This window comes from Flagellimonas sp. S3867 (genome assembly GCF_014698935.1).
In the GTDB taxonomy this organism is placed as follows: domain Bacteria; phylum Bacteroidota; class Bacteroidia; order Flavobacteriales; family Flavobacteriaceae; genus Flagellimonas.
The window spans coordinates 1,258,278-1,284,017 of the sequence record NZ_JACVMN010000001.1; the positions used below are offsets into that span (position 1 = coordinate 1,258,278).

Annotated in this window: 25 protein-coding genes; 15 read left to right on the forward strand and 10 right to left on the reverse strand. The window is 38.9% G+C overall.

Annotated features, from left to right (window positions below; translation table 11 throughout):
* Positions 1-40 precede the first annotated feature (40 nt).
* Positions 41-814 carry a nucleoside triphosphate pyrophosphohydrolase gene (mazG, locus tag IAG46_RS05640; RefSeq protein ID WP_190809333.1) on the reverse strand — a complete coding sequence of 258 codons (774 nt, stop codon included), beginning with the start codon at positions 812-814 and terminating at the stop codon, positions 41-43.
* A gap of 97 nt (positions 815-911) precedes the next feature.
* Between mazG and IAG46_RS05645 the strand changes: the two genes are divergently transcribed.
* Together IAG46_RS05645 and IAG46_RS05650 are read left to right on the forward strand one after the other, a co-directional pair.
* Positions 912-1,553: a GDSL-type esterase/lipase family protein gene (locus IAG46_RS05645; RefSeq protein ID WP_190809334.1), complete on the forward strand. Its 642-nt coding sequence runs from the start codon at positions 912-914 to the stop codon at positions 1,551-1,553.
* Positions 1,554-1,564: 11 nt separating this feature from the next.
* A complete protein-coding gene (locus IAG46_RS05650) occupies positions 1,565-3,145 on the forward strand; it encodes a family 20 glycosylhydrolase (RefSeq protein WP_190809335.1) in 1,581 nt (526 codons plus the stop codon).
* Positions 3,146-3,148: 3 nt separating this feature from the next.
* Here IAG46_RS05650 and IAG46_RS05655 read toward each other — a convergent pair whose 3' ends face one another.
* Genes IAG46_RS05655 through ruvX form a run of 3 tightly spaced genes read right to left on the reverse strand, consistent with a single transcriptional unit; the run spans position 3,149 to position 4,643 of the window.
* A complete protein-coding gene (locus tag IAG46_RS05655) occupies positions 3,149-3,586 on the reverse strand; it encodes a DUF5606 domain-containing protein (RefSeq protein ID WP_190809336.1) in 438 nt (145 codons plus the stop codon).
* A 52-nt stretch (positions 3,587-3,638) separates the two neighbouring features.
* Positions 3,639-4,229 (reverse strand): peptide deformylase, encoded by a 591-nt coding sequence (def, locus tag IAG46_RS05660; protein WP_190809337.1) that lies wholly within the window; start codon positions 4,227-4,229, stop codon positions 3,639-3,641.
* A 3-nt stretch (positions 4,230-4,232) separates the two neighbouring features.
* On the reverse strand, positions 4,233-4,643 hold the full coding sequence (gene ruvX, locus IAG46_RS05665; protein ID WP_190809338.1) for a Holliday junction resolvase RuvX: 411 nt from the start codon (positions 4,641-4,643) through the stop codon (positions 4,233-4,235).
* Between the two features lie 100 nt (positions 4,644-4,743).
* Here ruvX and IAG46_RS05670 point away from each other — a divergent pair, with 100 nt between their 5' ends.
* On the forward strand, positions 4,744-5,559 hold the full coding sequence (locus tag IAG46_RS05670) for a 2,3,4,5-tetrahydropyridine-2,6-dicarboxylate N-succinyltransferase (RefSeq protein ID WP_190809339.1): 816 nt from the start codon (positions 4,744-4,746) through the stop codon (positions 5,557-5,559).
* 250 nt (positions 5,560-5,809) lie between these two features.
* Entirely contained in the window at positions 5,810-6,613 is an 804-nt protein-coding gene (locus IAG46_RS05675) for a glycosyltransferase family 2 protein (protein WP_190809340.1), read from the forward strand.
* On the opposite strand, the gene IAG46_RS05680 is transcribed toward IAG46_RS05675, so the two are convergent.
* Complete coding sequence (locus IAG46_RS05680) at positions 6,595-7,428, reverse strand: glycosyltransferase family 2 protein (protein WP_190809341.1); 834 nt, start codon at positions 7,426-7,428, stop codon at positions 6,595-6,597. The two genes, IAG46_RS05675 and IAG46_RS05680, sit on opposite strands and share 19 nt — an antisense overlap.
* Before the next feature lie 66 nt (positions 7,429-7,494).
* Here IAG46_RS05680 and IAG46_RS05685 point away from each other — a divergent pair, with 66 nt between their 5' ends.
* From IAG46_RS05685 to IAG46_RS05710, 6 genes are all read left to right on the forward strand, one after another.
* Entirely contained in the window at positions 7,495-8,310 is an 816-nt protein-coding gene (locus IAG46_RS05685; RefSeq protein ID WP_190809342.1) for a glycosyltransferase family A protein, read from the forward strand.
* A 4-nt stretch (positions 8,311-8,314) separates the two neighbouring features.
* Positions 8,315-8,875, forward strand: coding sequence for an L-threonylcarbamoyladenylate synthase (locus IAG46_RS05690; protein ID WP_190809343.1), 561 nt, complete (start codon positions 8,315-8,317; stop codon positions 8,873-8,875).
* Position 8,876: 1 nt separating this feature from the next.
* Complete coding sequence (locus IAG46_RS05695; protein WP_190809344.1) at positions 8,877-10,313, forward strand: CCA tRNA nucleotidyltransferase; 1,437 nt, start codon at positions 8,877-8,879, stop codon at positions 10,311-10,313.
* The gene (locus tag IAG46_RS05700; protein ID WP_190809345.1) at positions 10,303-11,316 is read left to right on the forward strand and encodes a COX15/CtaA family protein; all 1,014 of its coding nucleotides are present in this window, start codon (positions 10,303-10,305) and stop codon (positions 11,314-11,316) included. The genes IAG46_RS05695 and IAG46_RS05700 overlap by 11 nt, the downstream gene beginning before the upstream one ends.
* 45 nt (positions 11,317-11,361) lie before the next feature.
* Entirely contained in the window at positions 11,362-11,856 is a 495-nt protein-coding gene (locus IAG46_RS05705) for a hypothetical protein (protein WP_190809346.1), read from the forward strand.
* A 61-nt stretch (positions 11,857-11,917) separates the two neighbouring features.
* A complete protein-coding gene (locus IAG46_RS05710) occupies positions 11,918-12,976 on the forward strand; it encodes a nucleoid-associated protein (protein WP_190809347.1) in 1,059 nt (352 codons plus the stop codon).
* A gap of 47 nt (positions 12,977-13,023) precedes the next feature.
* Here the strand turns inward: IAG46_RS05710 and IAG46_RS05715 are convergent, their stop codons facing one another.
* Positions 13,024-14,100 (reverse strand): hypothetical protein, encoded by a 1,077-nt coding sequence (locus IAG46_RS05715; RefSeq protein WP_190809348.1) that lies wholly within the window; start codon positions 14,098-14,100, stop codon positions 13,024-13,026.
* Between the two features lie 74 nt (positions 14,101-14,174).
* On the opposite strand from IAG46_RS05715, the gene IAG46_RS05720 reads away from it, so the two are divergent.
* From IAG46_RS05720 to uvrB, 5 genes are read left to right on the forward strand one after another with little or no spacing between them, the layout of a single operon-like run.
* Positions 14,175-15,071 (forward strand): ABC transporter ATP-binding protein, encoded by an 897-nt coding sequence (locus tag IAG46_RS05720; RefSeq protein WP_190809349.1) that lies wholly within the window; start codon positions 14,175-14,177, stop codon positions 15,069-15,071.
* A 3-nt stretch (positions 15,072-15,074) separates the two neighbouring features.
* Entirely contained in the window at positions 15,075-15,908 is an 834-nt protein-coding gene (locus IAG46_RS05725; protein WP_190809350.1) for an ABC transporter permease, read from the forward strand.
* 28 nt (positions 15,909-15,936) lie between these two features.
* Positions 15,937-18,654, forward strand: coding sequence for a T9SS type B sorting domain-containing protein (locus IAG46_RS05730; RefSeq protein WP_190809351.1), 2,718 nt, complete (start codon positions 15,937-15,939; stop codon positions 18,652-18,654).
* 59 nt (positions 18,655-18,713) lie between these two features.
* Positions 18,714-20,438, forward strand: a complete 1,725-nt coding sequence (locus IAG46_RS05735; protein WP_190809352.1) for a T9SS type B sorting domain-containing protein — start codon at positions 18,714-18,716, stop codon at positions 20,436-20,438.
* 48 nt (positions 20,439-20,486) lie between these two features.
* On the forward strand, positions 20,487-22,475 hold the full coding sequence (uvrB, locus tag IAG46_RS05740) for an excinuclease ABC subunit UvrB (RefSeq protein WP_190809353.1): 1,989 nt from the start codon (positions 20,487-20,489) through the stop codon (positions 22,473-22,475).
* A 99-nt stretch (positions 22,476-22,574) separates the two neighbouring features.
* Here the strand turns inward: uvrB and IAG46_RS05745 are convergent, their stop codons facing one another.
* The 4 genes from IAG46_RS05745 to IAG46_RS05760 all read right to left on the reverse strand — a co-directional run bounded on the left by IAG46_RS05745 (position 22,575) and on the right by IAG46_RS05760 (position 25,618).
* Positions 22,575-23,000, reverse strand: a complete 426-nt coding sequence (locus IAG46_RS05745; RefSeq protein WP_190809354.1) for an Hsp20/alpha crystallin family protein — start codon at positions 22,998-23,000, stop codon at positions 22,575-22,577.
* Positions 23,001-23,116: 116 nt separating this feature from the next.
* Positions 23,117-23,518: a TerB family tellurite resistance protein gene (locus IAG46_RS05750; protein ID WP_190809355.1), complete on the reverse strand. Its 402-nt coding sequence runs from the start codon at positions 23,516-23,518 to the stop codon at positions 23,117-23,119.
* Between the two features lie 134 nt (positions 23,519-23,652).
* Complete coding sequence (gene sucC / locus IAG46_RS05755) at positions 23,653-24,846, reverse strand: ADP-forming succinate--CoA ligase subunit beta (RefSeq protein WP_190809356.1); 1,194 nt, start codon at positions 24,844-24,846, stop codon at positions 23,653-23,655.
* A gap of 133 nt (positions 24,847-24,979) precedes the next feature.
* Positions 24,980-25,618 (reverse strand): LON peptidase substrate-binding domain-containing protein, encoded by a 639-nt coding sequence (locus tag IAG46_RS05760; RefSeq protein WP_190809357.1) that lies wholly within the window; start codon positions 25,616-25,618, stop codon positions 24,980-24,982.
* Between the last annotated feature and the right edge of the window lie 122 nt (positions 25,619-25,740).

Genomic DNA, 25,740 nt, shown 5'->3' on the forward strand with positions numbered 1-25,740 from the left:
CTGCAAACTTTTATGATAAAAAATCCAACAACCTCCTAAATTATTGCGTTTTAGCCTCTTCCCAAAAAACATCCATTTCCGAAAGCGTCATTTCTTTTAGAGTTTTTCCGGCCTCCTTTGCCTTGCTTTCAAGATATTGAAATCTCTTGATGAACTTCTTATTGGTGCGTTCCAAGGCATTTTCTGGATTTACATCCAAAAATCGGGCATAATTGACCATAGAAAACAGTACGTCACCGAATTCAGATTCCGTTCTATCTTGATTTCCAAGTTGGATCTCTGTTTGAAGTTCGGACAATTCTTCTTTTACTTTTTCAAAAACTTGTTCTGGTCGTTCCCAATCAAAACCTACACCGGAAACTTTTTCCTGAATCCTATTTGCTTTTACAAGGGCGGGCAAACTACTTGGAACTCCCTGAAGCACGCTTTTTTTCCCCTCTTTGAGCTTAATGTTCTCCCAATTTTGTTGTACCTGTTGTTCATTATCAACTTTTACATCACCATAAATGTGCGGATGTCTGTTAATCAACTTCTCACAAATATCATTGGCTACATCAGCAATATCAAAATCTTCTGTTTCTGAACCAATCTTGGCATAGAACACAATGTGCAGTAACAAATCGCCTAACTCTTTTTTGACCTCTTCGAGGTCATTGTCCAAAATGGCATCACCCAATTCATAAGTTTCCTCAATAGTCAAATGACGTAGCGATTCCATAGTCTGTTTTTTATCCCACGGACACTTGGCGCGAAGCTCGTCCATGATGCTCAACAGCCTATCAAAAGCCTTCAGTTGCTCTGATCTTGCGTTCATCTAAAAAATTTTATCTAAAAGTACAAAGACCTTAATTTAGGACATCCTAGTTTTTGATGTTATTTTCATACACTATTAACTATTTTTCAACAGCTAAATGCGACATATCTTTTTCTTTCTTTTACTCACACTTTCGCTTAACGCTCAGGATGATTTACCCTTTTATGATGAGGTAAAACAAATTCAAGAGCAAGTTAATTCTACTTGGAATTCTACCAAGTCCACAATAGTTTTTACGGGAAGTTCAAGTGTTCGTTTGTGGAAAGACTTGCAAGAGCGGTTTCCAGATAAGCAAATATTGAATACAGGGTTTGGTGGTTCCCAATCATCAGATTTGGAGCTTTATTTAGATGAGCTCATTTTAAACTATAATCCGGAGCAAGTATTCATTTATGAGGGTGATAATGATATCAGCAATAAAAAAAGACCTAGAGCAATCAAGGGTACTATACATGATATTATAGAGGAGCTTTTACGAAAAAAGCCGCAAATGGAAATTGTTTTGATCTCGGCAAAACCGAGTATTGCCAGATGGCATTTAAAAAGGAAGTATATGAGATTGAACAAGAGACTCCATAAACTGGCTTCCGAAATAAAAAATGTTCGATATGCTGATGTTTGGTCGGCAATGACAAACAAAAGAAAATTAAAAACCCATCTTTTCATTTCAGATGGATTACATATGAACCATCAAGGGTATGAACTATGGTACAATGTGCTAAAAGATTATGTAAACTAAACACCTATAAAATGTTATCAAGAGCTGTCCTCATTTTTGCAGTAGTTATATCACTGGCTGCATGTCAATCGCAAAAGAAGGAAATCAATTTTCCTAAAACTGACCTGTCTTCCGTTCCTTTGATTCCCAAACCGGTAAAAACCGTGCCAACAAACAGTGCATTTGGCTTGGATTCAACAACAGCAATTTTGACTTCGGCCAATGACCCGGCATTTGAAAAGGCAGGTCGTTTTCTGGCGGAAAAAATCAATGCGAAGCTTGGGTTCAAATTGTCCGTCAATAATACCTTAGAAGAAAAAGAGATAGATCGTTTCATTTATATCAACCAATCGGATAGTATTGATTTAAAAACTACGGAGTCTTATCAACTCTATATCAAAAAAGATTCCATCTACTTAAATGCGAAAACCGCAGCAGGCGCTTTTAGAGGTGTACAAACGCTAAGACAATTGATTCCTGAACAAAGCAACGACACCTTGACCGACCATCCTTTATGGTTGATCCCAACAGGAAAGGTATATGATGAACCTCAATTTGAGTATCGAGGAGCCATGTTGGATGTTGCCAGACATTTCTTTACTGTGGACGAAGTAAAAAAGTTTATTGATCTTCTTGCCTATTATAAGTACAATGCTTTGCATCTTCATCTTACCGATGATCAAGGGTGGCGATTGGAAATAAAATCATGGCCTAAACTCACCGAAATTGGTGGAAAAACTGAAGTAGGCGGAGGTGAAGGTGGATTTTATACCCAAGAGGACTATAAAGAGATCATACAATATGCGGCGGATAGACATATGATCATAATACCGGAAATTGATATGCCCGGGCATACCAACGCAGCATCATTAAGCTATCCTTTTTTACACGCTGGGGGGAAAGCTGATAAACCTCGGGTAAGAACAGATATGAAAGTAGGATACAGCTCGTTTCATACACGAAAAGACACAGTCTATGCATTTTTGGATGATGTTATCGGCGAAATTGCTTCGATAACCCCAGGTCCATACATTCATATTGGAGGAGATGAAAGCCATGTCACCAAGAAAAAAGATTACCTTCATTTTGTTGAGAAGGTTGAGAAAATTGTTTTGAAATATGGCAAAAAGGCAATTGGTTGGAACGAAATTGCACAAGCTAAACTTGACCCATCTACCATAGCACAACTTTGGAACGAGCCGCACAGTGCTATGAAAGCGGCTGAAGGTGGTTCAAGAATAATAATGTCTCCTGCAAAGAAGACTTATCTAGATATGAAATATGATTCGCTCTCACAATATGGACTTACTTGGGCCGGCATGATTCCCGTTGATGTAGGTTACAATTGGAGTCCTGAGAACTATGTTGAAGGTTTGCCCAAAGAGCAGATTCTAGGGGTTGAGGCACCACTTTGGTCGGAGACCATCTCAAACAGTGCAGAACTTGAGTATCTAGCCTTTCCAAGAGCAATTGGTTATAGTGAGCTGGGTTGGTCTAAACCAGAAAACAGGGATTGGGAAGATTTTAGACAACGCTTGGCCCAACAGGTTCCTTTCCTAAATCGTATGGAAGTAAATTATTACCCATCTAAATTGATAGATTGGGCTGAGTAAATGCTATTCTTCTTCATCTGATTTGGAAGATTCAGCATCTTCCGAATCAGTTGCGGAGAAATCAGTAATATCATTATTAATCAAGATGTTGTACCACTGTACTATCTTCTTGATGTCGCTGGCATATACCCTATCTTCATCGTAGTTGGGTAAAATCTCGAAGAAATATTCTTCCAATTGGATTTTTTCGGCCTTATGGCTTACTGAAGATTTTTTGCCGCCTTCCTTTTCTTTGATTTTTTGGAAAACTTCCCTTAAAGGAACTTCTTCTTCCAAGGTATAGATTGCGATTTCCGACAGGACACTAACATTATTGCGAAGTCCAACGGTGACTCTTTTCCCATCCAACAAGGATTCTCCGACAAAACCACTTCTGGTCTGCGTCACCAACTTAAAAAGTCCGGGTTTACCTCCAACCGATAAAATTTTGTCCAGTGCCATTTTTACAATTTATGCGCGCAAAATTATGCTTTTAATTGAAACTCAATTTTTTTTAACGTGCTTTTTTGATATTGGGAAATCGCATTTTGTAGTCCACACTGATTTTCCCTTTGGATATTTTGTCCAACCTGCTTTTCAAAAGCCTCTTTTTCAAGGAAGAAAGTTTATCTGTGAACAGGACTCCTTGAATATGATCATATTCATGTTGAATCACCCTGGCCAACAGACCATCGTATGTTTCGGTATGCTCTTTAAAATTTTCGTCCAGATATGTGATAGTGATTTCCGGTTTGCGTTTTACATCTTCCCGAATATCAGGTATGCTCAAACATCCTTCATTAAAATCCCATTCATTACCTACTTCATCCTCTATTTTGGCATTGATAAAAACTTTTTTAAACCCATCAAGCGAGTTTTGTTCTTCTTCTGTCAATTCTTCATCATCTGAAAAGGGTGAAGTGTCCACTAAAAACAAGCGTATCGCCAATCCTATTTGAGGAGCCGCCAAACCTACTCCGTGTGCATTATACATGGTTTCCCACATATTGGAAATAAGCTCGTCCAATTTCGGATAATCCGAAGTGATATCTTTTGCAACTTTTCTTAAAACGGGGTCTCCGTATGCAACAATAGGTATGATCATATATTATATGCTATTAAGGTATGCTTGTAAAATCAGGGTTGCGCTGATTTCATCAACCAATGCTTTATTCTGTCTTTTTTTCTTTTTCATTCCGCTATCCAACATAGATTGAAATGCCATTTTGGAGGTAAAGCGCTCATCTTGCCTTTCTATTTGAATTGCTGGAAACCTGTTCGACAATTTTTTCAAAAAAGGTTGAATCAATGCTTCTGATTCAGATGGTGAATTATCCATTTGTTTGGGAAGGCCCACGACAAACTTTTCCACGTTCTCATTGTCCAAATAATCGACAAGAAATGGGATGAGGTTCTTTGTATCCACCGTAGTGAGGCCCGAAGCAATCAATTGCAGCTCGTCGGTAACTGCAATCCCCGTTCTCACTTTCCCATAATCCAAAGCCAAAATCCTTGCCAATCCAAAATTTTTGGCAAAAATAACCCTAAAAATGTTATGCTTTTAAAATAAGCGCCAATATTACAATATGCCGACTATCTTTGCCAAAATTTTAATTACAATGACAGCATTACGAGCGCTAATAGAAAAAGCTTGGGACAACAGGGAATTATTGAAGGAGGAATCGACCCAAAATGCCATAAGGGAGGTAATCAATCTTATTGACGTGGGTGAATTGCGATGTGCTGAACCCTCAGAAGGTGATTGGCAAATCAACGAATGGGTAAAAAAAGCAGTTGTGCTTTATTTTCCAATCCAGAAAATGGAAGTGCTCGAAGCTGGAATTTTTGAATATCATGACAAGATACCTTTAAAAAGAGGATATCAGGAAAAAGGTGTTCGTGTGGTTCCACATGCAGTTGCCAGATATGGCGCCTACATATCTCGAGGAACCATTTTAATGCCCAGCTACGTAAACATTGGTGCTTATGTAGATGAAGGAACAATGGTGGACACATGGGCAACCGTGGGAAGCTGTGCCCAGATTGGTAAAAATGTACACTTAAGTGGTGGTGTTGGTATTGGAGGTGTTTTGGAACCTCTGCAAGCAGCTCCTGTTATTATTGAAGACAATGCTTTTATCGGGTCGAGATGTATTGTTGTTGAAGGTGTACGGGTAGAAAAGGAAGCAGTACTTGGCGCGAATGTGGTATTGACTGCCTCCACCAAAATAATTGATGTTACTGGTGATGAACCAATTGAATTGAAAGGAAGGGTTCCGGCTAGGTCTGTGGTTATTCCAGGAAGTTATACCAAAAAATTTGCGGCGGGAGAGTATCAAGTTCCCTGTGCGTTGATCATTGGACAAAGAAAAGAAAGTACAGATAAAAAAACCTCATTGAACAATGCGCTAAGGGAGCATGATGTAGCTGTTTAGCAATTAAAGAATAAAATATTTGCAAACTTTTATTTGTGATTTTTCTCACATTTTATCGATTTTTTTCATATTCAAAGCAACCTTCTTATTTATTATATATCTATAGAATATTGATTTAAACTGTTAAAATTTTGTAGAAAAGTAGGGTATCTGAATTTCAAATTGTTTTGTAGGAAAATAACCCCGCAAACAATTTTTACCCCATTTTTTTGTTATAGTTTTGTAGTCACCAAACCTCGCACCTATAAATATGGCTGTTTTGAGCACCCCAAAGCAAAAAATATCAGCGTTGATCATCACCTACAATGAGATAGGTTATATCGAAAGATGTATAAAATCTATTTCGTTTGCAGATGAGATTCTTGTTGTCGATTCGTATAGTACGGATGGAACCTTTGAATATCTTAAAGAGCATCCAAAAGTCAAGATAATCCAAAACCCTTTTGAGAACTTTACCGCACAAAAGAACTTTGCGTTAAGGCAGGCTTCAAATGACTGGATTCTTTTTGTTGATGCCGATGAAGTGGTAAGTGAAAAACTCCAAGATGAAGTCGTGGAGACCATTAATAATCCGAATGCTTGCGAGGCATACTGGTTTTATCGAAATTTCATGTTTCAAAACCAACGCCTTTATTTCAGCGGGTGGCAAACCGATAAAAACCACAGACTTTTTAGAAAAAGTAAGGTAAAGTTTACCGATAAGAAATTGGTACACGAAACCTTGGAAGTAGATGGTTCTTCTTGCATACTAAAAGAAAAACTTACCCATTATTGTTATAAAAATTATGAAGATTACAAGGGTAAAATGTTGCGCTATGGCCAATTAAAGGCCAAAGAGGCTTTTTATAAAGAAAAGCAGTTTAATTATGCCCTTATGATAATTAAACCTTCTTGGAAGTTTTTCAACCATTATATCATCCGATTAGGGTTTTTAGATGGTAAAAAAGGCATTATCATCTCTTATCTAAATGCCTTGAGCGTACTGGAAAGATATCGCGAATTAAAACGATTGGAAAAGAAAAACGAGCTTACCTATTATTTGGTAATGCCATGATGACTCCACACTAGTTTTTGATTTCTTGTTTCTTTACGAATGGATTGATTCTTTGCAATGGATTCAGGCGTTTTATAACCTCTTTTATGATCTAGGTGTACACAAACTGCACTGTACCGCAATTGTTTGGATTTTATCCCGAAATTAAATAGTCGTTCCCCCAACTCCCGGTCTTGTCCACCGTATTGCATTCGTTCGTCAAATCCGTTCACATTAACAATATCCTTCTTCCAGCCCGATGAGTTATGCCCGTTCCAACTAGCATTGGTAGGAGTGAATGTATTTAGCAACTTAGAAATAAATCCTGTTGCGGTAAGTTTGTTGTTCTTAAATGTCTTGGGTACCCCCTGCTCCTTCAACCATTGAATTTTAAAACAATTTTGTTGTTCAATATCCTTCAGGGATATCAGCTTTGAAATATTCATGGGCAACATATAATATCCGCCAGAAATAAAATAACCCTGCTCTTTATTTATGTAGTGCACCTCAACAAAATCTTCTCGCGGAATGCAATCACCATCCGTCATAATAATATAATCGGCACTGCAGGCCACAACAGCCTTGTTCAAAATCCTAGATTTCTGGAAACCTTCGTCCTCTTGCCAAACATGAACAATTTTATAGAAGACTTCTTTGGACATCGATTCTAACAATTCGCGGGTTTTAGGTCCTGATCCATCATCCGCAACAACGACTTCAAAACTCTTAAAAATCTGACAATTAAAGCCCCAAAGCACCTTCTTCAGCCATTCCTCTGAATTATAGGTGCTTACAATTATTGATATTTTAGGTGTATCCTTTTCCTCTAACTTCATCCCGGCAAAAATAGAAATATAAAATATTATCGCATATGCTTAATTTTGAGGTTTTAAAACATTTCGATGAAAGTAAAAGAAATACCAACCTCCATATCAACGCAAATTAGACTTTCGTCAACAACTAAAGAAAATTTTATAAAGCAAAAAGAGCGCATCCCGGCCGTTGTTTCTGTGGCCTCAATCCCATCACGACTGAATATAGTCCACCTTACCATCCGAAGTATTTTAAATCAGGATGTACTGCCAAAAAAAATAATCCTTTGGTTGCATAAAGATTTAGAAACTAAAATCCCAAAGAAGTTAGCTTATCTTGAAGGAGATATTTTCAGCATTAAATTTTCAAATACTTATAGTTCACACAGAAAGCTGGTGGAAACACTCCGGCTATACCCAAATGAAGTCATTGTCACATTTGATGACGATATGATGTACCGGAAAAATTGGTTGTCCAAACTTTACGAGGTTCATAAAAACCAACCTAAAAAGATTATAGCAAACCAGACCAGGTGTATTACCCGTGATGAGAATGGGGAGTTATTATCGTACAAACAATGGACCCCTGGACAAACGATTTGCGAAAATCCTGATACTGTTTTGCCCATTGGAGCTGGCGGAACCCTGTACCCATCCAATTCATTAGACTCCCAAGTTTTCGATGAAAAGTTATATATGCAACTTGCGCCAAAGGCTGATGACCTCTGGTTTAAGGCTATGGCCCTTTTAAAAGGAACCAAATCCATTCAGGCTAACAATGGCGGCAAAGAGCCCATTCCTATTTGGGGTTCACAAAAGGTCTCTTTAAAAAAGAGCAACATTTCAGAGGATAAAAATCGGTCACAATGGTTAGCTTTGGCCAATCATTTTAAACTCAAAGTCTAAAAAGTTGATTGAAGAAATCAATAATTGTGTAAAACAACTCCAAGCGGGTAATTTGATTCTCTACCCGACCGATACGGTATGGGGAATAGGTTGTGATGCTACCAATCCTAAAGCGGTTAAAAAGGTATATGCGCTCAAAAATAGAGTAGATAGCAAAGCTCTAATCTGTTTGGTTGCCAGCCAAGCCATGTTGGAACGACATGTTACCGAGGTACCCGAAATGGCTTATGACCTTATTGACTTAGCTGAAAAGCCTATTACAATCGTATTTGATCAACCCAAGGGAATAGCTAAAAACCTCATTGCCGAGGACAATACACTTGCCATAAGGGTGGCTTCAGACAAATTTTGTCAATACCTCATCAATAAATTTGGAAAACCTATTGTTTCTACCTCGGCGAATATTTCCGGTATGCCCACCCCAAAACAATTCAAAGAGATAGCTCCGGAAATTTTAAAAGGAGTGGACTATGTGGTAAATTTGCCCGACGAGAACAAAAACCCTTACCCATCATCCATTATCAAATTGGGCAATGATGGCCAGGTGAAGGTAATTCGGGAATAAAATGACGCAGGAATTCCATAAAAAAGTAATACAACATCCCATATTTAAACTTATTGGAGAAACTTCGGAAGCGTTGGGAATGGATTCCTATGTGATTGGTGGGTTTGTTAGGGATTATTTTTTAAACAGGGGCACCCCAAAAGACATCGATATTGTAGCCATTGGCAGTGGAATCGAACTCGCCAAAAAAGTAGCCTCAAAACTCAAGGGAAATCCGCAAGTATCCGTCTTCAAAAATTTTGGCACTGCCATGATCAAACACGAAGACATTGAATTGGAATTTGTGGGTGCACGAAAAGAAAGCTACCAACGCAACAGCAGAAAACCCATTGTAGAGGACGGAACTTTGCAAGATGATCAAAACCGTCGTGATTTTACCATAAATGCCATGGCTTTGGCTTTAAATACATCAAATTTTGGGCAACTGTTGGATCCCTTTGATGGTAGAAAAGATCTAGACATAAAAATCATTCGCACCCCATTGGATCCAAAAATCACATATTCAGATGATCCCCTGCGAATGATGCGGGCCATTCGATTTGCTTCGCAATTAAATTTTGAGATCGAGCTCAAATCCCTTCAAGCCATAAATGATAACAAAGACCGTATTAAAATTGTATCCAAGGAACGGATTGTAGACGAGCTCCATAAGATCATTTTGAGCGAGAAGCCATCAGTTGGTTTTAAGTTGATGCATCAAACAGGGCTTTTACCGCTTATTTTGCCTGAACTTACCTCACTTCAAGGAATTGAGGAAATTGAAGGGCAACGACACAAGGACAACTTTTGGCATACCTTGGAAGTAGTTGACAACATTTCAAAAAATACCGACAACCTTTGGTTGCGATGGGCGGCTTTGTTACATGACATTGGCAAAGCACCTACCAAACGTTTTCATAAAAAAATCGGATGGACCTTCCATGCACACGAATTTGTGGGTTCAAAAATGGTGTACAAACTTTTTAAAAGACTTCGGATGCCATTGAACGACAAGATGAAATTCGTTCAAAAAATGGTGCTGATGAGTTCAAGACCCATAGCTCTATCCGAAGACCATGTTACCGATTCTGCAGTGCGTCGCCTAGTATTTGATGCTGGTGATTACGTTGATGATCTAATGACGTTATGCGAAGCGGACATCACCACAAAAAATCCAAAAAAGCAGCGGAAATACAAGAACAACTTTAAGATTGTGCGCCAAAAAATTGTTGAGGTAGAAGAAAAGGATCAGGTTCGAAACTTTCAACCGCCGGTCTCGGGGGAAGAAATCATGAAAACCTTTAATCTAAAACCCTCAAAAGAAATCGGAATCATCAAAGATGCCATAAAAGAGGCCATTTTAGAAGGGGAAATACCCAATGAACACGAAGCAGCTTATGAATTCATGCTTCAAAAAGGTAAAGAAATGAACCTAAACCAAGTGTCGAATGAAAAATAGCAGGAATGTCATCTATTGGCTGTTAACAGGATGTATTCTTATTTTCATTATGGTTGTAGTTGGCGGAATCACAAGATTGACCCACTCAGGACTTTCTATTTCCGATTATAAGTTGATAACGGGTACACTGCCCCCCATGAATCAACAGCAATGGGAAGAGGCGTTTGAACTATACCAACAATATCCCGAATACCAAAAACTGAATTATCATTTCACTATAGAAGATTTTAAGAGTATCTATTTCTGGGAATGGCTTCACCGGGTTATTGGAAGGTTGATAGGGATTGTTTTTATCATTCCCTTTTTTTTCTTTTTGGTTCGGAAAAAATTGGATGGACCAACCATTAAAAAATGTTTGATCTTGCTCTTTTTGGGTGGATTTCAAGGATTTTTGGGTTGGTACATGGTAAAAAGTGGTCTTGTAGATCGTCCAGATGTGTCACATTATAGGTTGGCTGCCCATCTTACCACTGCATTTTTAACCTTTGCCTACAGTCTTTGGGTCGCACTCGATTTAAAATATCCCGGCAAGAAAGAAATCCACATTGGAATCCGAAATTTAATACGTGTTGCTTTTGTGGTATTGGTACTGCAAATTATTTGGGGTGCTTTTGTGGCCGGTTTGGATGCCGGTTTCATTCACAACCATTGGCCCTTGATGAGCGAGGGAAAATTAATTCATCAGACCGTTTACATTGAACAACAACCCTTGCTAAAAAACTTTATCGAAGGTAAAAGTGGTGTTCAATTTGTGCACAGATACATGGCATATATCGTTGTGGCGCTTATTATTTGGATTTGGTACCAAACCAAAAATATGAAGCTTACCACATTGCAAAGCAAAGGGATACAATCACTGCTTGTTTTGGTGCTGCTTCAATTTTTACTGGGCGTGCTCACCTTGATCTATGCCGTTCCACTTTGGTTGGGTGTTGCCCATCAGGTTTGTGCATTTTTTTTACTGGCAGCTATGACTTTTACCTTGCACAGATTCACCAAATGAAACACTATTTATCTTAACTTTGTCCCCTACTTTAATTATTGTTGAATGATCTATAAAATCAGGATAATTCTTGATACTGAAGAAGATATCTTTAGAGATATCGAGATTGAGGCTTCCAATACTCTGGAAGAATTCCATAATTCCATTACCCAAGCCTTCGGATTTGGTGGAAGTGAAATGGCTTCTTTTTACACTTGCGACCAAGAATGGACACAAGATGAGGAAATAGCCCTGTTTGACATGAGTGAAACCGGCTCCGATGTTAGGTTAATGAACGAGACTTCGTTGGATGATGTACTAACCGAGAAAAGTCCAAAACTGATCTATGTTTATGATTTTTTGAGCATGTGGACCTTTTTTGTGGAATTGGCCGACATTGTTGAAAAGGAAAATGGTAGACCTTATCCAAACATTCTCTTTAGTTTTGGCGAACTTCCTGATTCTCCTCCTGAGAAGAAATTCGAATCCCAATCCGAAATAGAATTCGGCGATTCATTGGATAGCTATGATGATTTGGATTTTGATGAAAATTGGAATTGATCAAGAAGTTCAAGTTTAAACTTAAAATTCACGCCCTTAACCCTTAACCCTTAACCAAAAGATGCTAAACCTATACTCTGCCCAAATCGAAAGTGTATCCCTCCACCGTGTTGGAAACAAAAGTAAGAACGAGCCCATTTTTCTATCCTCCGAACCCTTTTCATTAAATGATGAAATGGCCGGTTTACTTAAAGAATACTTTTTTAAGCCATTCAGGGAGAAAGAAGAAAACTATTTTAAGTTTGCCCATGAAGTGGATTTGGAATTCAATGAAGTTTTTACATCTGTTTCTGAACTATTTGTTGACAGTTCCAACGCTCATCAAATTTCAAAGAAAATAACCACTCAACTTTTTGAGCAATCCAATCACCCCCATATTAAAAGTGGTGAAGTTTATGTTGTCCATTTTTCTGATATGGTCATTGATAATGAAAAAAAAGATGCCATAGGAATCTTTAAAAGTGAATTGAAACATGATTTCCTGCAATTTGAAGAACAAGGGCAAAATCTTGAAATATTAATCCAGCAGGGTATCAATATCAATAAATTGGATAAGGGTTGTATTGTGTTCAATGTGGATAAAGAAGAGGGTTATAAAGTACTTTCTGTTGACAGCAATCGATATGATGCTAAATATTGGTTGGAAAATTTTTTAGGATTAGCACCATTGACCGATGAAAATTTTTACACCAAAAACTATCTGAAGTTCTGTCAAAATTTTGCCAAGGATGTGGTTTTACCAGCAGAGGACAAACAGCAAGAGGTTTTGTTCATGAACCGTGCTGTAAACCACTTCGCAAAAAATGATGCTTTTGAAGAAAGTTCATTTTTAAATGAGGTCATGGAAAATCCAGAGCTTATTCCTGAGTTCAAACACTACAAAGTAGAAAAAGGCCCAAAGTTCAGTATTGAGGATGTCTCCAACTTCGATATTGCCAACAAGGCCGTTTCGGATGCTCGAAAAAAAATAAAGAATGTCATCAATTTGGATACCAATATCCAGATAAAAATGGACTTCATCAATCCTGAATCAGCGCAAAAGTTTGTGGAAAAAGGCTGGGATGAGGAACGACAGATGTATTATTATTTAGTGTATTTCAACAAGGAGCAGAAGAGCTAGCTTGAAAACAATTTACAATGAACAATTGAAAACCTGGTCGTTGCTAACTAAAACTTTTTATCAATAATCTGTCTCATGCTCACGTCCTGATAGTTTCTTTTTACAAAATCAAGAGCTAAGGAAAGTACCTCACCCATTGTGGTACACTTTTTAAAATTGATGTCCTTTGCCAGGTCGTAAATTTCTAGTTTGAGCTTGGTAATATTTTCGTCCAACGAAATTTCATCTTCCAAACAAGCATCTAAAAGTCGTTTAATACGATCTCCGGAACTCATTATCCGTTTGGCCACAATCGAGCGTTCCTCAATTTTATACTGGTCAACCGAGTGTTTTTGAAGTTTAGCTCGAACCAATTCGACCATTAGGAAATTTTCCTTGAAAAACTGAGGTCGATACACCTTAAGTTTCCCCTCAAAACACTGTTGGTCAAAATCTATAGCCCTTATTTTGTACACCACATGGTCAAAGTCGTGCGTGGGAACTATGACATAATTGTAGGAGCGCATATCGCCCAACAAACGAATCATACAACGTTCATTGAATTTCACAAATTCTTTGGCCAACTGCGCCTTTTCTGGCCCGGTACATTTTGGAAGCACCTCATTGATGAAAGCATCACCCGGAATACCGGCTATATGTTCTTCTATTAACGTATCGCCATGCACCAAAAAGTTGAGATTGTAAGGTGATAGCATATGCTCCAACTCCAGTCCATACACCCTGGATGCATCAGCTTTTTTTACATAGAAATAGGTGTAATTATCGTTAAGAATATTCCTAATCTTGATTCGAAAAGGTTTGGAGTTTCCAAAAGTGCAATAATCAACTGCATCCACATTTAAGTATTCCAAAATACGATTGCTCCCATCCGAATGTAGTATGGAATAAACCTTTTTCAAGCTTGCGTCAATCTCCTCTCTATCAAAGTCGGAATAATAAACCCGCACCCAAAGGGTGTCATTGCCTTCCGCATCATATACTACTACGGAACCCGCGAACCGAAGCAAATCGTCATAAAAAATAGGAATCTCTATTTTCCGATTGTAACGGTCCAGGTAAGCATCCAGTTTTTTATTGACCGGATATGCTGGTTTTTTCTTTGACATCAACTTTTCACCAGACATTCTTTCCCTATTTTGTAACAAAATTCATAATATCTCGTCAAGTTACTATAAACAAATCAAAAAACGATTCCAGTTTGGAAACTATACTGACCGTAAAAGGCTTAACAAAGAAATTCGGTTACCTGACCGCCGTAAAAGATTTATCCTTCACTATTGAAAAAGGTAATGTCTATGGTATTTTGGGACCTAACGGAAGTGGCAAATCGACCACATTGGGCATTATTTTAAATGTAGTGAACCGAACTTCGGGAGATTTTAGTTGGTTCGACGGAACCATAACCACGCATGATGCACTAAAAAAGGTAGGGGCCATTATCGAACGACCCAATTTTTATCCTTACATGACCGCAATTCAAAATTTGAAGTTGGTCTGTAAGATTAAGGAGGTTCCTGCAGAGAAAATTGAGGAGAAGTTGCAACTGGTAGGACTATGGGAACGACGAAACAGTAAATTCAAAACATATTCCCTGGGGATGAAACAGCGCTTGGCAATTGCTTCAGCGCTGCTAAACGATCCCGAGATTCTGATTTTAGACGAACCCACCAACGGTTTAGACCCACAAGGAATACATCAAATTAGACAGATCATCAAAAAGATTGCCGGTAAGGGAACCACTATTTTATTGGCCTCCCATTTATTGGATGAGGTTGAAAAAGTATGTACCCATGTTGTCATCTTAAGAAAAGGCGAAAAACTATACTCGGGTCCAGTGGACGAAATGCTGTCTAGCCATGGTTTCTTTGAGTTAAGAACTTCCGATTTGGATAAGTTGGAAGAACTTCTGGAGAAAAACGCCAGTTTTGGAAAAATCACAAGAGAAAATGGTACTATGACCGCCTTTTTAAAGGAAGAAATGAATGCAGAAGAACTCAACAAAATGCTGTTTGACGAGGGAATGGTGCTTTCCCACCTTGTAAAACGCAAAGAAAGCCTGGAAGAACAATTTTTAACCTTGACCAAGAACAACTAACAAATGGTACGCCTACTACAAATAGAATTCATAAAACTGTGGAATAACAGAGCAAGTAAAATATTGATTACTTCATATTTTATTTTGTTAACATCGATTGCGTTGATAGCTGCCATTAAGTTTGATATTGGTCCAGTGAAATTTCATTTGGCTGATCAGGGAATCTTTAATTTTCCTTATATCTGGCACTTCAACACCTTTGTTACTGCAATTTTTAAACTTTTCCTTGCTATTGTCATCGTTTCCATGATGGCCAATGAGTACAGCAATAAGACCATTAAACAGAACTTGATAGATGGACTTTCCAAAAAAGAGTTTATCCTTTCAAAATTTTTGACGGTCATCTCTTTCTCGTTGATTTCAACTGTCTTTGTCTTTATAGTATCAATGATTTTGGGATTGGTTTATTCCGACTACAATGAAATGTCAATCATTTTTTCCGATATGGAATTTTTATTGGCGTTTTTTGTGAAATTGGTCGGATTCTTCTCTTTCTGTCTCTTTTTGGGAATTTTTGTTAAGCGATCCGCTTTTGCTCTCGGCTTTTTGATCTTGTGGGCAGTTTTGGAACAAATCATCTTTGGTTTATTGGGTTGGAAAGTAACAAGTTGGGAAATCGCTGGTCGAATCAAGGATTTTTTGCCACTGGAATCTATGGCCAATCTTATTAAAGAACCAGCCACAAGATTATCGGCTGTCCAGAACATCGGCGACCAAATAGGAGAAAATCTAAGATCCGACTATCACGTGTATTGGTACGAGTTTCTTATTGTCATCCTCTGGACGGCACTTTTCATCTATTTATCCTACGCATTATTGAAAAAGCGCGATTTGTAGTATCTTGTGAGGTGCTGGAACTCGCAGAATGCTATATAGAAGTTGCTTATTACTAATTCTTTGCCTGTCTTCCTATACCCTTTTTGGTCAAGGAGAGACCGCTAATTGGTATTTTGGAAATGGAGCCGGTGTCAGTTTTAACAATGATGGTACCGTTTCGGCATTGAACAATGGCCGTATCAGTACTTTTGAAGGCTGTGCCTCCATTTCAGATGCAGCAGGCAACCTCATCTTGTATACCGACGGAATTCGAGTTTTTGACCGAAACCATACCATAATGCAAAACGGTTCGGGATTATTCGGTGATCCGTCCAGTACCCAGTCGGCCATAATCGTACAAAAACCAAACGACCCCAATATCCTTTATATTTTTACGGTTGACACCTCTACTTTTGAGGGAGATCCCGATCGAGGATTGAATTATTCGACCGTCGACCTCACCATGAACAATGGAGATGGGGCTGTTGTTAACAAGAATGTCAATCTCTTAAGAGATTGTTCAGAGAAAGTAGCTGCAGTGATCAAAGATTGTTTTGACAAGTCCATTTGGGTAGTAACACTCGGAAGAGAAAATAGAGGAGATACCCCGTTTGATACCTACTACGCTTTCGAAATTACCACAGCAGGAGTCAATATAACTCCTGTAGCAAGCACATTCAATGACTTAAGGGTTGTGGACCCTCGAGGATATCTTAAATTTTCTGCCAGTGGAGGTACCTTGGCAAGTGCCAATTCTTCTTCAGGTCTATATTTGTACGACTTCGATGTCAATACCGGGATTTTGACCAATCAAAAACGCCTTTTGGTATCCGCTCCAAATAAATTCCCTTATGGGATCGAATTTTCATCCAATCAACGATTCCTATATGCCCATACCTCCAATAATGCTCCCGCTGGTCAGGTCGGAGGACATTCGTCCTCATTGTTGCAATACGATCTAACCGCCGCCAATATCGCTGCCTCTGAAATTGAAATTGACCGAAGATTAATGTACCGGGGAGCCTTGCAGATAGCTCAAAATGGTAAGATTTACAGAACAATTGCCGAAAATTACCTTACCGGAACTCCGTTTTTAGGAGTCATAGAAAATCCAAATGAATTAGGCGCGGGCGCAAACTATTCTCATAATGCGGTTGCCTTAAACGGAAGAAATGCAACACAGGGTCTTCCGCCCTTTATTCAATCCTTTTTTGACCGGGTGGATATCATAAAAAATGCTGATGGTTCTAGTGGTTCCTCACTAAGTCTTTGCGAAGGAGAACAGTTCACCTTGGAAACAAAAAATATTCCGAACGCCACTTATAATTGGGAAAAGGATGGTAATCCCATAGCAAATTCCACAAATACGCTTACCGTAGATCCAGTCGGAGTATCCGATTCAGGTCGCTATAGCTTGGAGGTCATACTGGCAGATCCAGGTGAGTGCCCCATAATTGGTGAAGCTTTTATTTCAATTAATCCTTTACCACAAGCATCTCCGCTCGTATTGATTCAGTGTGATGCCTCTACCATTAATTCAACAGATGGAATTGCGCCTTTCAATCTTGAAGAGGCCATAACATCACAGGATTATACCTATTCATTTTATGAATCATTGGCAGATTTGAATGCCGATAACCCCATAAGCAACCCGATTGGTTTTATCAATACAAGTTCATTTAATCAGACACTCTATTATAAAATTGTGGATGAACAAGGTTGTGAAGACTCCTCTACACTGGATTTGCAGGTGAGATCAGTGATTTTTAGCCCTAACGATGAGAAAAATTATTATGTCTGTGATCAGAATCCCGACGATTTGCTCTTGGATGGAACTTTTGATCTTGATACGCTTTTAAACCAAGATTATCCTAACACCAATGTTGTGCTTTACACCACATTGGAGAACGCATCTCTAGAACAACAACCAATCAGCGGAGCTTACAGAACAGAGTCGACTACAATATACGCAAGAATTGAAAATTCAAATGTATGTGAGGATGTTGATGTCATCAATCTAATTGTTAACCCAACACCATTGTTCACATTTGATGAGGAAATCCTATGGTGTACCGATGGTCCATCCATTTTTTTAGATGCTCCAGCAGGTTTTGACCTGTATAGATGGTACAATAACGATGGAGGTGTACGACAAGAAATTAGCTCACAACAGCGTATCGAAATTTCAGCAATTGGAAATTATATTCTTGAAGCGGGCTATCGGTATGTGACCAATGAGGGTACTTTCGATTGTATGAATGAAGTTGGTTTTGTGGTAAGCCCTTCAAATAGAGCAATTATCGAAGATATTTTGGTTGAGGATATATCGGATAATAATAGAGTAGAAATTTTGGTGTCTGGAGATGGAGATTACGAGTATGCACTGACAGATGAAACCAATTATCAAGACACGGCAATGTTTGAAAATGTTGAACCAGGTTTTGTTACGGTTTATGTTAGAGATAAAAATGGATGTGGGGTATCACAAGAAATTATCTCAGTAATCGGTTACCCCAAATTTTTCACTCCAAACGGAGACAATGTGAACGATACATGGCAAATTATCGGTATCGATGAACAATTTCAATCCGAAAGTATCATTTCAATCTACAATAGGTTTGGTAGGCTTATGGCACAAATAAGTCCCAGAACAGGTGGATGGAACGGCACATTTAACAACAGCACCCTTCCAGCAGCCGATTATTGGTTTAAAGTTGCATTGGAAGATGGGCGCATTTTCAAAGGTCACTTTGCATTGAAACGCTAAAGCATTAAAAAAAAATTGATTACCTTAAATAGTTTGATTTTTATCAAATGTTAAAAAAATTGCTCCTTATAATCGTCCTCTGTGTTTCCGCAATGGGAACAGCGCAGCAATGTCCCAACTTGTTGAGTCCGGTGAACGGCGCTACTAATGTAGCTGTGGACACTGCTATTTCGTGGGAATCGGTTGCAGGAGTTCCGGGGTACCGAATACGACTGGGACTAACTCCTGGCGGTGCTGAGATTCTTGAGCGTTCTGTGGGAAATTCTACCTCTTACACCCCTCCTTTGGGATTACCCGAAAATACCCAGATTCATGTGACCATAATTTTGGATTTTTTATTTAATGGTGGACCTGATATTGTTTGTTCAGGTCAATCATTTCGAACAGAAGATGTAACCACGCCTCCGGGCTGTACAACCATTAGAAATCCCGCGGATGGTGCAATCAATGTTAGCGTCTTTACCAATATTGTTTGGAATTATGCTCCGACCGCTACGGATTACTCAATAAGACTTGGGACAACACCAGGTGGCAGTGATATACTTTCACCAACTTTGACCGGCAATGTGCTTTCATATAACCCTCCAGGTCAACTTCCTTCCAATACTACCATTCATGTTACGATATTTCCCAGAAACGAAAATGGCTCCGCCAGTGGATGCGCGGGAACCAGTTTTACTACGGGAGCCGTTGCAAGCATACCAGGGTGTACCAGTTTGATAGATCCGTTGAATGGAGCAACTAACGTGCCCTTGACCCCACTACTCGAATGGTTTCCAGTTCCCGGGGCCACTGGATATAGAGTGACCATAGGGTCTACTCCAAATGCTGCAGATATTTTGGACAATACTGCGTTTCCGACAAACTCTACATTTGTTTTGGAATTTGAGCCGAACCGGACATTTTTTATTCGAATTGTCCCCTTTAATTCGGCTGGTGATGCTATCGGGTGTGGGCAAGAAAGTTTTTCAACATTATTAGGCTGCGGACCCTATTTGGACACAACCACGGGTGAATTTATATCCTTAAATCCGGAAATTACCTTCCCTGATACCATTTCACTATGTTCAAACGAATTACCGCATACCGTTTCTGCTACCGATGTGGCAGATGGATATCGATGGTTCAAAATTGACATTTTCGGAAACGAAAGTCTTATTTCCGACACTGCCAATGTTGAATTGAATGAAAATGGCACCTATCGATATGAGGCTTACACCAATATTGCCCAATCTGGGCAACTTATTGAATGTCCGACAACAAAAACATTTACTGTGGTTTCGTCTGAGCTTGCAACAATCAATAACCTAGACATACAAGATTCTGGGTTGAATCTGCAAGTTACTGTGGATGCATCTGGAGGCGGGGATTATGAATACGCAGTGGACAACATAAATGGTCCCTATCAAAACAGTAATGTATTCAATGGCATAGAGCCAGGTACCCATACATTTTATGTTCGAGATAAAAATGGTTGTGGCATTGTGGAGGAAACTTTTTCGCAAGACTTGACTGTTGAGGGGTTCCCTAAATTTTTCACACCAAATGGTGACAGTGTAAACGATTTTTGGCAGTTTATTCAACCTCAGAATTCTGAAACCGTTGTGTTTCAATCCATTCGTATTTTTGACCGATATGGTATGCTTCTTAAAGAAATCTCTCAAAATTCTTTAGGTTGGGACGGTAATTTTAGTGGTCGACCTCTTCCATCAGGTAATTATTGGTTTAGCGCAGTCGATGGTACCAATCGTGAAATAAAAGGGTATTTCGCCCTAAAAAGATAATACCCTTTTTTACTTTATTATGGCAGCTCCCTTTAGTATTTTTATGGGATGAAATTTCAAGTTGTTTCAGATTTTAGCCCCACCGGCGATCAACCCCAAGCCATTGCAGAATTGGTCAATGGAATCAATGAAAAAGAACCCCATCAAACGCTTCTTGGAGTTACGGGGTCAGGAAAAACCTTTACCGTTGCCAATGTAGTGGAAACCGTGCAGCGCCCAACCTTGGTCTTGGCCCACAACAAGACTTTGGCGGCTCAGCTCTATTCAGAATTCAAACAGTTTTTTCCGAACAACGCGGTTGAATACTTCGTATCCTATTATGACTACTATCAACCGGAAGCCTATATTCCAACAAGTGGGTTGTATATTGAAAAAGACCTTTCCATTAACGAGGATATTGAAAAGCTCCGATTGAGTGCAACCTCTTCCCTGCTCTCTGGACGAAGGGATGTGATAGTGGTCGCTTCTGTCTCCTGCCTGTACGGAATTGGAAATCCTGTTGAATTTCAAAAAAATGTCATCTCCATTAAAAGAGACCAAGTAATCTCAAGGACAAAATTCTTGAAACAACTGGTACAAGGCCTTTATTCAAGAACTACTGCCGATTTTAAAAATGGAAACTTTAGGGTAAAGGGTGATGTTGTGGATGTATTTCCAGGATATGCCGACCATGCTTTTAGGGTTCATTTTTTTGGTGATGAGATTGAAGAAATTGAAGCTCTGGATCCTTTCAACAATAAAGTGATCGAGGTTTATGATGCATTAAACATTTATCCGGCCAATATGTTTGTTACTTCTCCAGATATTCTTCAAAATGCAATTCACTTGATTCAAGATGATCTGGTAAAACAAATTGACTATTTCAAAGAAATAGGAAGGCCTTTGGAAGCCAAACGTTTGGAGGAACGGACAAATTTTGACCTAGAGATGATTCGTGAACTGGGTTATTGCTCTGGAATTGAAAACTATTCGCGCTATTTGGACGGTCGGGAACCCGGCACACGTCCATTCTGCCTGTTGGATTATTTTCCTGATGATTATCTAATGATCATTGATGAAAGTCACGTGACCATTCCACAAGTTCATGCGATGTATGGCGGTGATCGGTCAAGAAAAGAGAACTTGGTAGATTACGGCTTCCGTTTACCCGCTGCAATGGACAACAGACCTTTAAAATTTGAAGAGTTTGAGGCACTTCAGAACCAAGTTATTTATGTAAGTGCGACACCGGCAGATTATGAACTTCAGTTGAGTCAGGGTGTTTATGTGGAACAGGTAATACGACCTACAGGATTGTTGGACCCAATCATTGAAGTGCGCCCTAGTTTAAACCAGATAGATGATTTGGTAGAAGAAATTCAGCAACGAGTAGAGTTGGATGAACGGACCCTGGTCACCACTTTGACCAAACGTATGGCGGAAGAGTTGACCAAATATCTGTCCAGAATCAATGTACGAAGCCGATATATACACAGTGATGTTGATACTTTGGAGCGAGTGGAAATCATGCAAGACTTGAGAAAAGGGTTGTTTGATGTGCTGATTGGTGTCAATTTGCTCAGGGAAGGTCTTGACCTTCCTGAAGTTTCGCTTGTGGCTATTTTGGATGCGGATAAGGAAGGATTTTTACGAAGTAACCGTTCATTGACCCAAACTGTGGGAAGGGCGGCTCGTAACTTAAATGGAAAAGCTATCATGTATGCAGATACCATTACTGAAAGCATGCAAAAAACTATGGACGAAACCAATTACCGTAGAGAAAAGCAAATAAGTTATAACACGGAAAACAATATTGTTCCCAAAGCATTGAACAAAAACTTGGATAATGCCCTTGCAAAAAATTCGGTTTCCACCTATCATTTTCAAAAAGAAGAGTTCAGGGCCGCGGAACCTGATTTAGCGTATTTAACACAAGGTCAAAAGGAAAAATTAATTCGTGAAAAGCGGAAAGCAATGGAAAAAGCAGCCAAAGAACTCAATTTTATGGAAGCTGCCAAATTAAGGGATGAGATAAAAACCCTGCAAGAACAGGAGTAGAAGTAAAAGAAAGCCCCGTAAAAAACGGGGCTTTCTCAACTAACCAACTAAACCAACCATCATGAAACACCTGAGAAGGTGTTCTCCTAAAAAGTTATACTATCCTATTGAAATCATTCTTTTGGGTTCTGGTAACGCTTCTTCTTTCTTTGGAAGGGTTACTTTTAGTATCCCATCTTCATATTTTGCATCAATTTTAGAACCGTCAACGGTTTCCGGTAGGGTAAAAGCCCTTTTGAAAGATGTATATGAAAATTCTTTTCTTGTGTAGTTTTCCTTTGTTTCCTGATTCTCAGATTTCGCTTCACTTGAAATGGCAAGTACATCATTCTCAACCTCAACCTTAAAATCTTCTTTCTTTCCGCCAGGAACGGCCAATTCAATTTCAAATCCATCGGTATTGTCCTTAATATTTACAGCAGGAACCGAAGTTTTCAAGTTATCAACTCCTCCAAACCAATCGGGGTTTAAAAAATCGTCCATTAAAGATGGAAAAAACATATTATTTCTTTTAACTAGACTCATAGTGATCAAATTTTGTATTAAACATGTAAATCACTCTGATATAGTCAAAGGTTATACCAATAGACTTTTAATGCCATTCTGGCATTTTATTAACAAACTATACTGCCAATGTGGCATTAATTGTAATACGCTTTGAAGATATTGATCAACACATCTGCCGGGACAACCTTATTTGGGTACTTGTGCATTACTTCCAATACTTGCCCAATAGCTGAAGGAGGGAGCCCCATGGTAAGGCCAATATTATACAACGTATTGATCTCTTTTTGATGCTGCTCCTCGTCAATGTTCATTAAAAGTAAGAGTCTGTGGAACTGCACTATGCGCTCTGCTTGCGACTTTAACGTCACTTTGGGGGATTTTTGGTTCAAGAGTTTTTCAAAAGTCGCTTCCTTGATTCCTAGGTTTGATGCCACTCCAAGTAAAAATTGGTATTCGGAATCCTTTAAGGTATAGTCTACCCTTGCAAAGGCAATCATTTCGGAAAGTATGCTTAATTTTTCCTCGTAGGTTCCCATATGGTTTGGAGCTGATTCTTAATAAGATAACTCCAAAACATTACAGTTTAGTGTATAAATGGTTGAGGTATTGTCATAAAATAAAAAAGGCAACGTAAAACAACGTCGCCTTTTCTTATGAATTAGAGGAAAGATTAACTCAACACCTCTTTTACTTTATCCGCTGCTTCTTTGAATTGAACGGCTGAGTGTACCGCCAAACCAGAATTGTCTATAATTTCTTTGGCCAACTCCGCATTGGTACCTTGCAACCTTACAATAATTGGCACCTGAATAGCATCTCCCATGTTCTTGTAGGCATCCACAACACCTTGTGCCACACGGTCACAACGTACAATTCCGCCAAAAATATTGATCAGGATAGCTTTTACATTGGGGTCTTTCAAAATGATTCTGAAAGCTTCTTCCACACGTTTTGCATCTGCGGTACCACCTACATCCAAAAAGTTGGCCGGTTCTCCACCTGCCATTTTAATCAAATCCATGGTTGCCATGGCAAGTCCTGCGCCATTCACCATACATCCGACATTTCCATCTAAATCTACATAGTTCAGACCCACCTCACGAGCTTCTACCTCAATCGGGTTTTCCTCGCGAAGGTCACGCATTTCAGCATATACTTTTCTTCTGTATAAAGCATTATCGTCGATAGAAACCTTGGCATCAACTGCCATGATTTTATCATCTGAAGTCTTTAAAACAGGGTTGATTTCGAACATACTTGAATCACTTTCAACATATGCTTTATAAAGTGAGGAGACAAACTTTGTCATTTCTTTGAAAGCCGTACCGGATAGTCCTAGATTAAAGGCAATTTTACGGGCTTGGAAAGGCATTAATCCAGTTGCAGGGTCAATCTCTTCAGTAAAAATTAGATGTGGAGTCTTTTCTGCAACCTCCTCAATATCCATTCCACCTTCGGTAGAGTACATAACCATATTTCTGCCTGTAGCCCTATTTAATAAGACAGACATATAAAATTCATTGGTTTCGCTATCACCAGGATAATAAACATCTTCGGCAACAAGTACTTGATGTACTTTTTTACCTTCTGCAGATGTTTGTGGAGTAATCAGGTTCATCCCGATTATATTGCCGGCCAGTTCTTCTACTTCTTTCAAGTTTTTGGCCAATTTTACACCGCCACCTTTACCACGTCCGCCAGCGTGCACTTGTGCTTTGATCACATGCCATCCTGTTCCGGTTTCTTGGGTAAGTTGTTTGGCAGCATCAACTGCTTCTTTGGCGTTGCGTGCTACAATACCACGTTGGATTCTAACCCCAAAACTGGCTAAAATTTCTTTTCCTTGATATTCGTGAAGATTCATTTGCGAATTGACTTTTAATTGGGGACAAAAATAGAAAACGACATTGACAAATTGAAGGTGAAAAAGGAATAATTGAAGCTGAATGCTATGCAAGACAAACCTGAAATAGTTTCATGGGCCGGCCTAGCATGATTTACATCCTAAAATCCTCAAAATCCAAAGGGTCAAAATTCTTAAAATGTCCGTTCATTTCAATAATATCCTTTGTTCGATTAACCTCACTCAATACAGTAGATGTGGTTTCCAAATGCTTTTTGATGAACAGTAATCTTTCATTTTCGCTGGATATTTGCAGTAATTGATATTCTTGCTCGAACGAAAGACCCATTTTATGGGCGAGTATGTAACTATTGAATTGTTTCTCCGGAATTTTTGTAAAGGGAACATCCATCAATTCATACAAACTTTCAATCTTTTGCATAACTTCAAGTTTTAGCTCTTCATCAGCATTGTTTTCAGAGTCCAAAAATTCCACATCCCCACCAGCATACAGCTTTCCTTCCAGTTGATTTTCGAAAGACAGAATTTTGAACACTTGTCGAGCCACACAGACCACATCCATTTCACCGTTTTCATATGTGGTGACCACCTCCGCCAATTGCACTTCGGTGCCATATGCAATAGTGTTGTCAATAAATACAGGTATTCCAAAAGTAATTGCTTCTTGCCTACAATCGCGAATCAATTGTTTGTACCGTTCCTCAAAAATATGGAGGGGCACGGTTTCACCAGGAAAGAAAACCGTCTGTAACGGAAATAGGGGTAATTTCATGCTGCGAATTTGGACTAAAAGTACGATGTGGACTTTAAAAGAGCAAGCTAGCTGAATTGTTAAATGTTATTTTTAAAACAAATTGTTATATTAATATGATTTGGTGTCATATTCTTGGCAAA

Coding starts and splice junctions, on each gene's coding strand:
- IAG46_RS05725 (WP_190809350.1), top strand. CDS start 15,075: ATGGTACGCCTACTACAAATAGAATTCATAAAACTGTGGAATAACAGA.
- mazG (WP_190809333.1), bottom strand. CDS start 814: ATGAACGCAAGATCAGAGCAACTGAAGGCTTTTGATAGGCTGTTGAGC.
- IAG46_RS05730 (WP_190809351.1), top strand. CDS start 15,937: ATGCTATATAGAAGTTGCTTATTACTAATTCTTTGCCTGTCTTCCTAT.
- def (WP_190809337.1), bottom strand. CDS start 4,229: ATGATCATACCTATTGTTGCATACGGAGACCCCGTTTTAAGAAAAGTT.
- IAG46_RS05650 (WP_190809335.1), top strand. CDS start 1,565: ATGTTATCAAGAGCTGTCCTCATTTTTGCAGTAGTTATATCACTGGCT.
- IAG46_RS05715 (WP_190809348.1), bottom strand. CDS start 14,100: ATGTCTGGTGAAAAGTTGATGTCAAAGAAAAAACCAGCATATCCGGTC.
- IAG46_RS05685 (WP_190809342.1), top strand. CDS start 7,495: ATGAAAGTAAAAGAAATACCAACCTCCATATCAACGCAAATTAGACTT.
- IAG46_RS05710 (WP_190809347.1), top strand. CDS start 11,918: ATGCTAAACCTATACTCTGCCCAAATCGAAAGTGTATCCCTCCACCGT.
- IAG46_RS05700 (WP_190809345.1), top strand. CDS start 10,303: ATGAAAAATAGCAGGAATGTCATCTATTGGCTGTTAACAGGATGTATT.
- IAG46_RS05680 (WP_190809341.1), bottom strand. CDS start 7,428: ATGAAGTTAGAGGAAAAGGATACACCTAAAATATCAATAATTGTAAGC.
- IAG46_RS05655 (WP_190809336.1), bottom strand. CDS start 3,586: ATGGCACTGGACAAAATTTTATCGGTTGGAGGTAAACCCGGACTTTTT.
- IAG46_RS05695 (WP_190809344.1), top strand. CDS start 8,877: ATGACGCAGGAATTCCATAAAAAAGTAATACAACATCCCATATTTAAA.
- uvrB (WP_190809353.1), top strand. CDS start 20,487: ATGAAATTTCAAGTTGTTTCAGATTTTAGCCCCACCGGCGATCAACCC.
- IAG46_RS05670 (WP_190809339.1), top strand. CDS start 4,744: ATGACAGCATTACGAGCGCTAATAGAAAAAGCTTGGGACAACAGGGAA.
- IAG46_RS05760 (WP_190809357.1), bottom strand. CDS start 25,618: ATGAAATTACCCCTATTTCCGTTACAGACGGTTTTCTTTCCTGGTGAA.
- IAG46_RS05750 (WP_190809355.1), bottom strand. CDS start 23,518: ATGGGAACCTACGAGGAAAAATTAAGCATACTTTCCGAAATGATTGCC.
- IAG46_RS05705 (WP_190809346.1), top strand. CDS start 11,362: ATGATCTATAAAATCAGGATAATTCTTGATACTGAAGAAGATATCTTT.
- IAG46_RS05645 (WP_190809334.1), top strand. CDS start 912: ATGCGACATATCTTTTTCTTTCTTTTACTCACACTTTCGCTTAACGCT.
- sucC (WP_190809356.1), bottom strand. CDS start 24,846: ATGAATCTTCACGAATATCAAGGAAAAGAAATTTTAGCCAGTTTTGGG.
- IAG46_RS05675 (WP_190809340.1), top strand. CDS start 5,810: ATGGCTGTTTTGAGCACCCCAAAGCAAAAAATATCAGCGTTGATCATC.
- IAG46_RS05745 (WP_190809354.1), bottom strand. CDS start 23,000: ATGAGTCTAGTTAAAAGAAATAATATGTTTTTTCCATCTTTAATGGAC.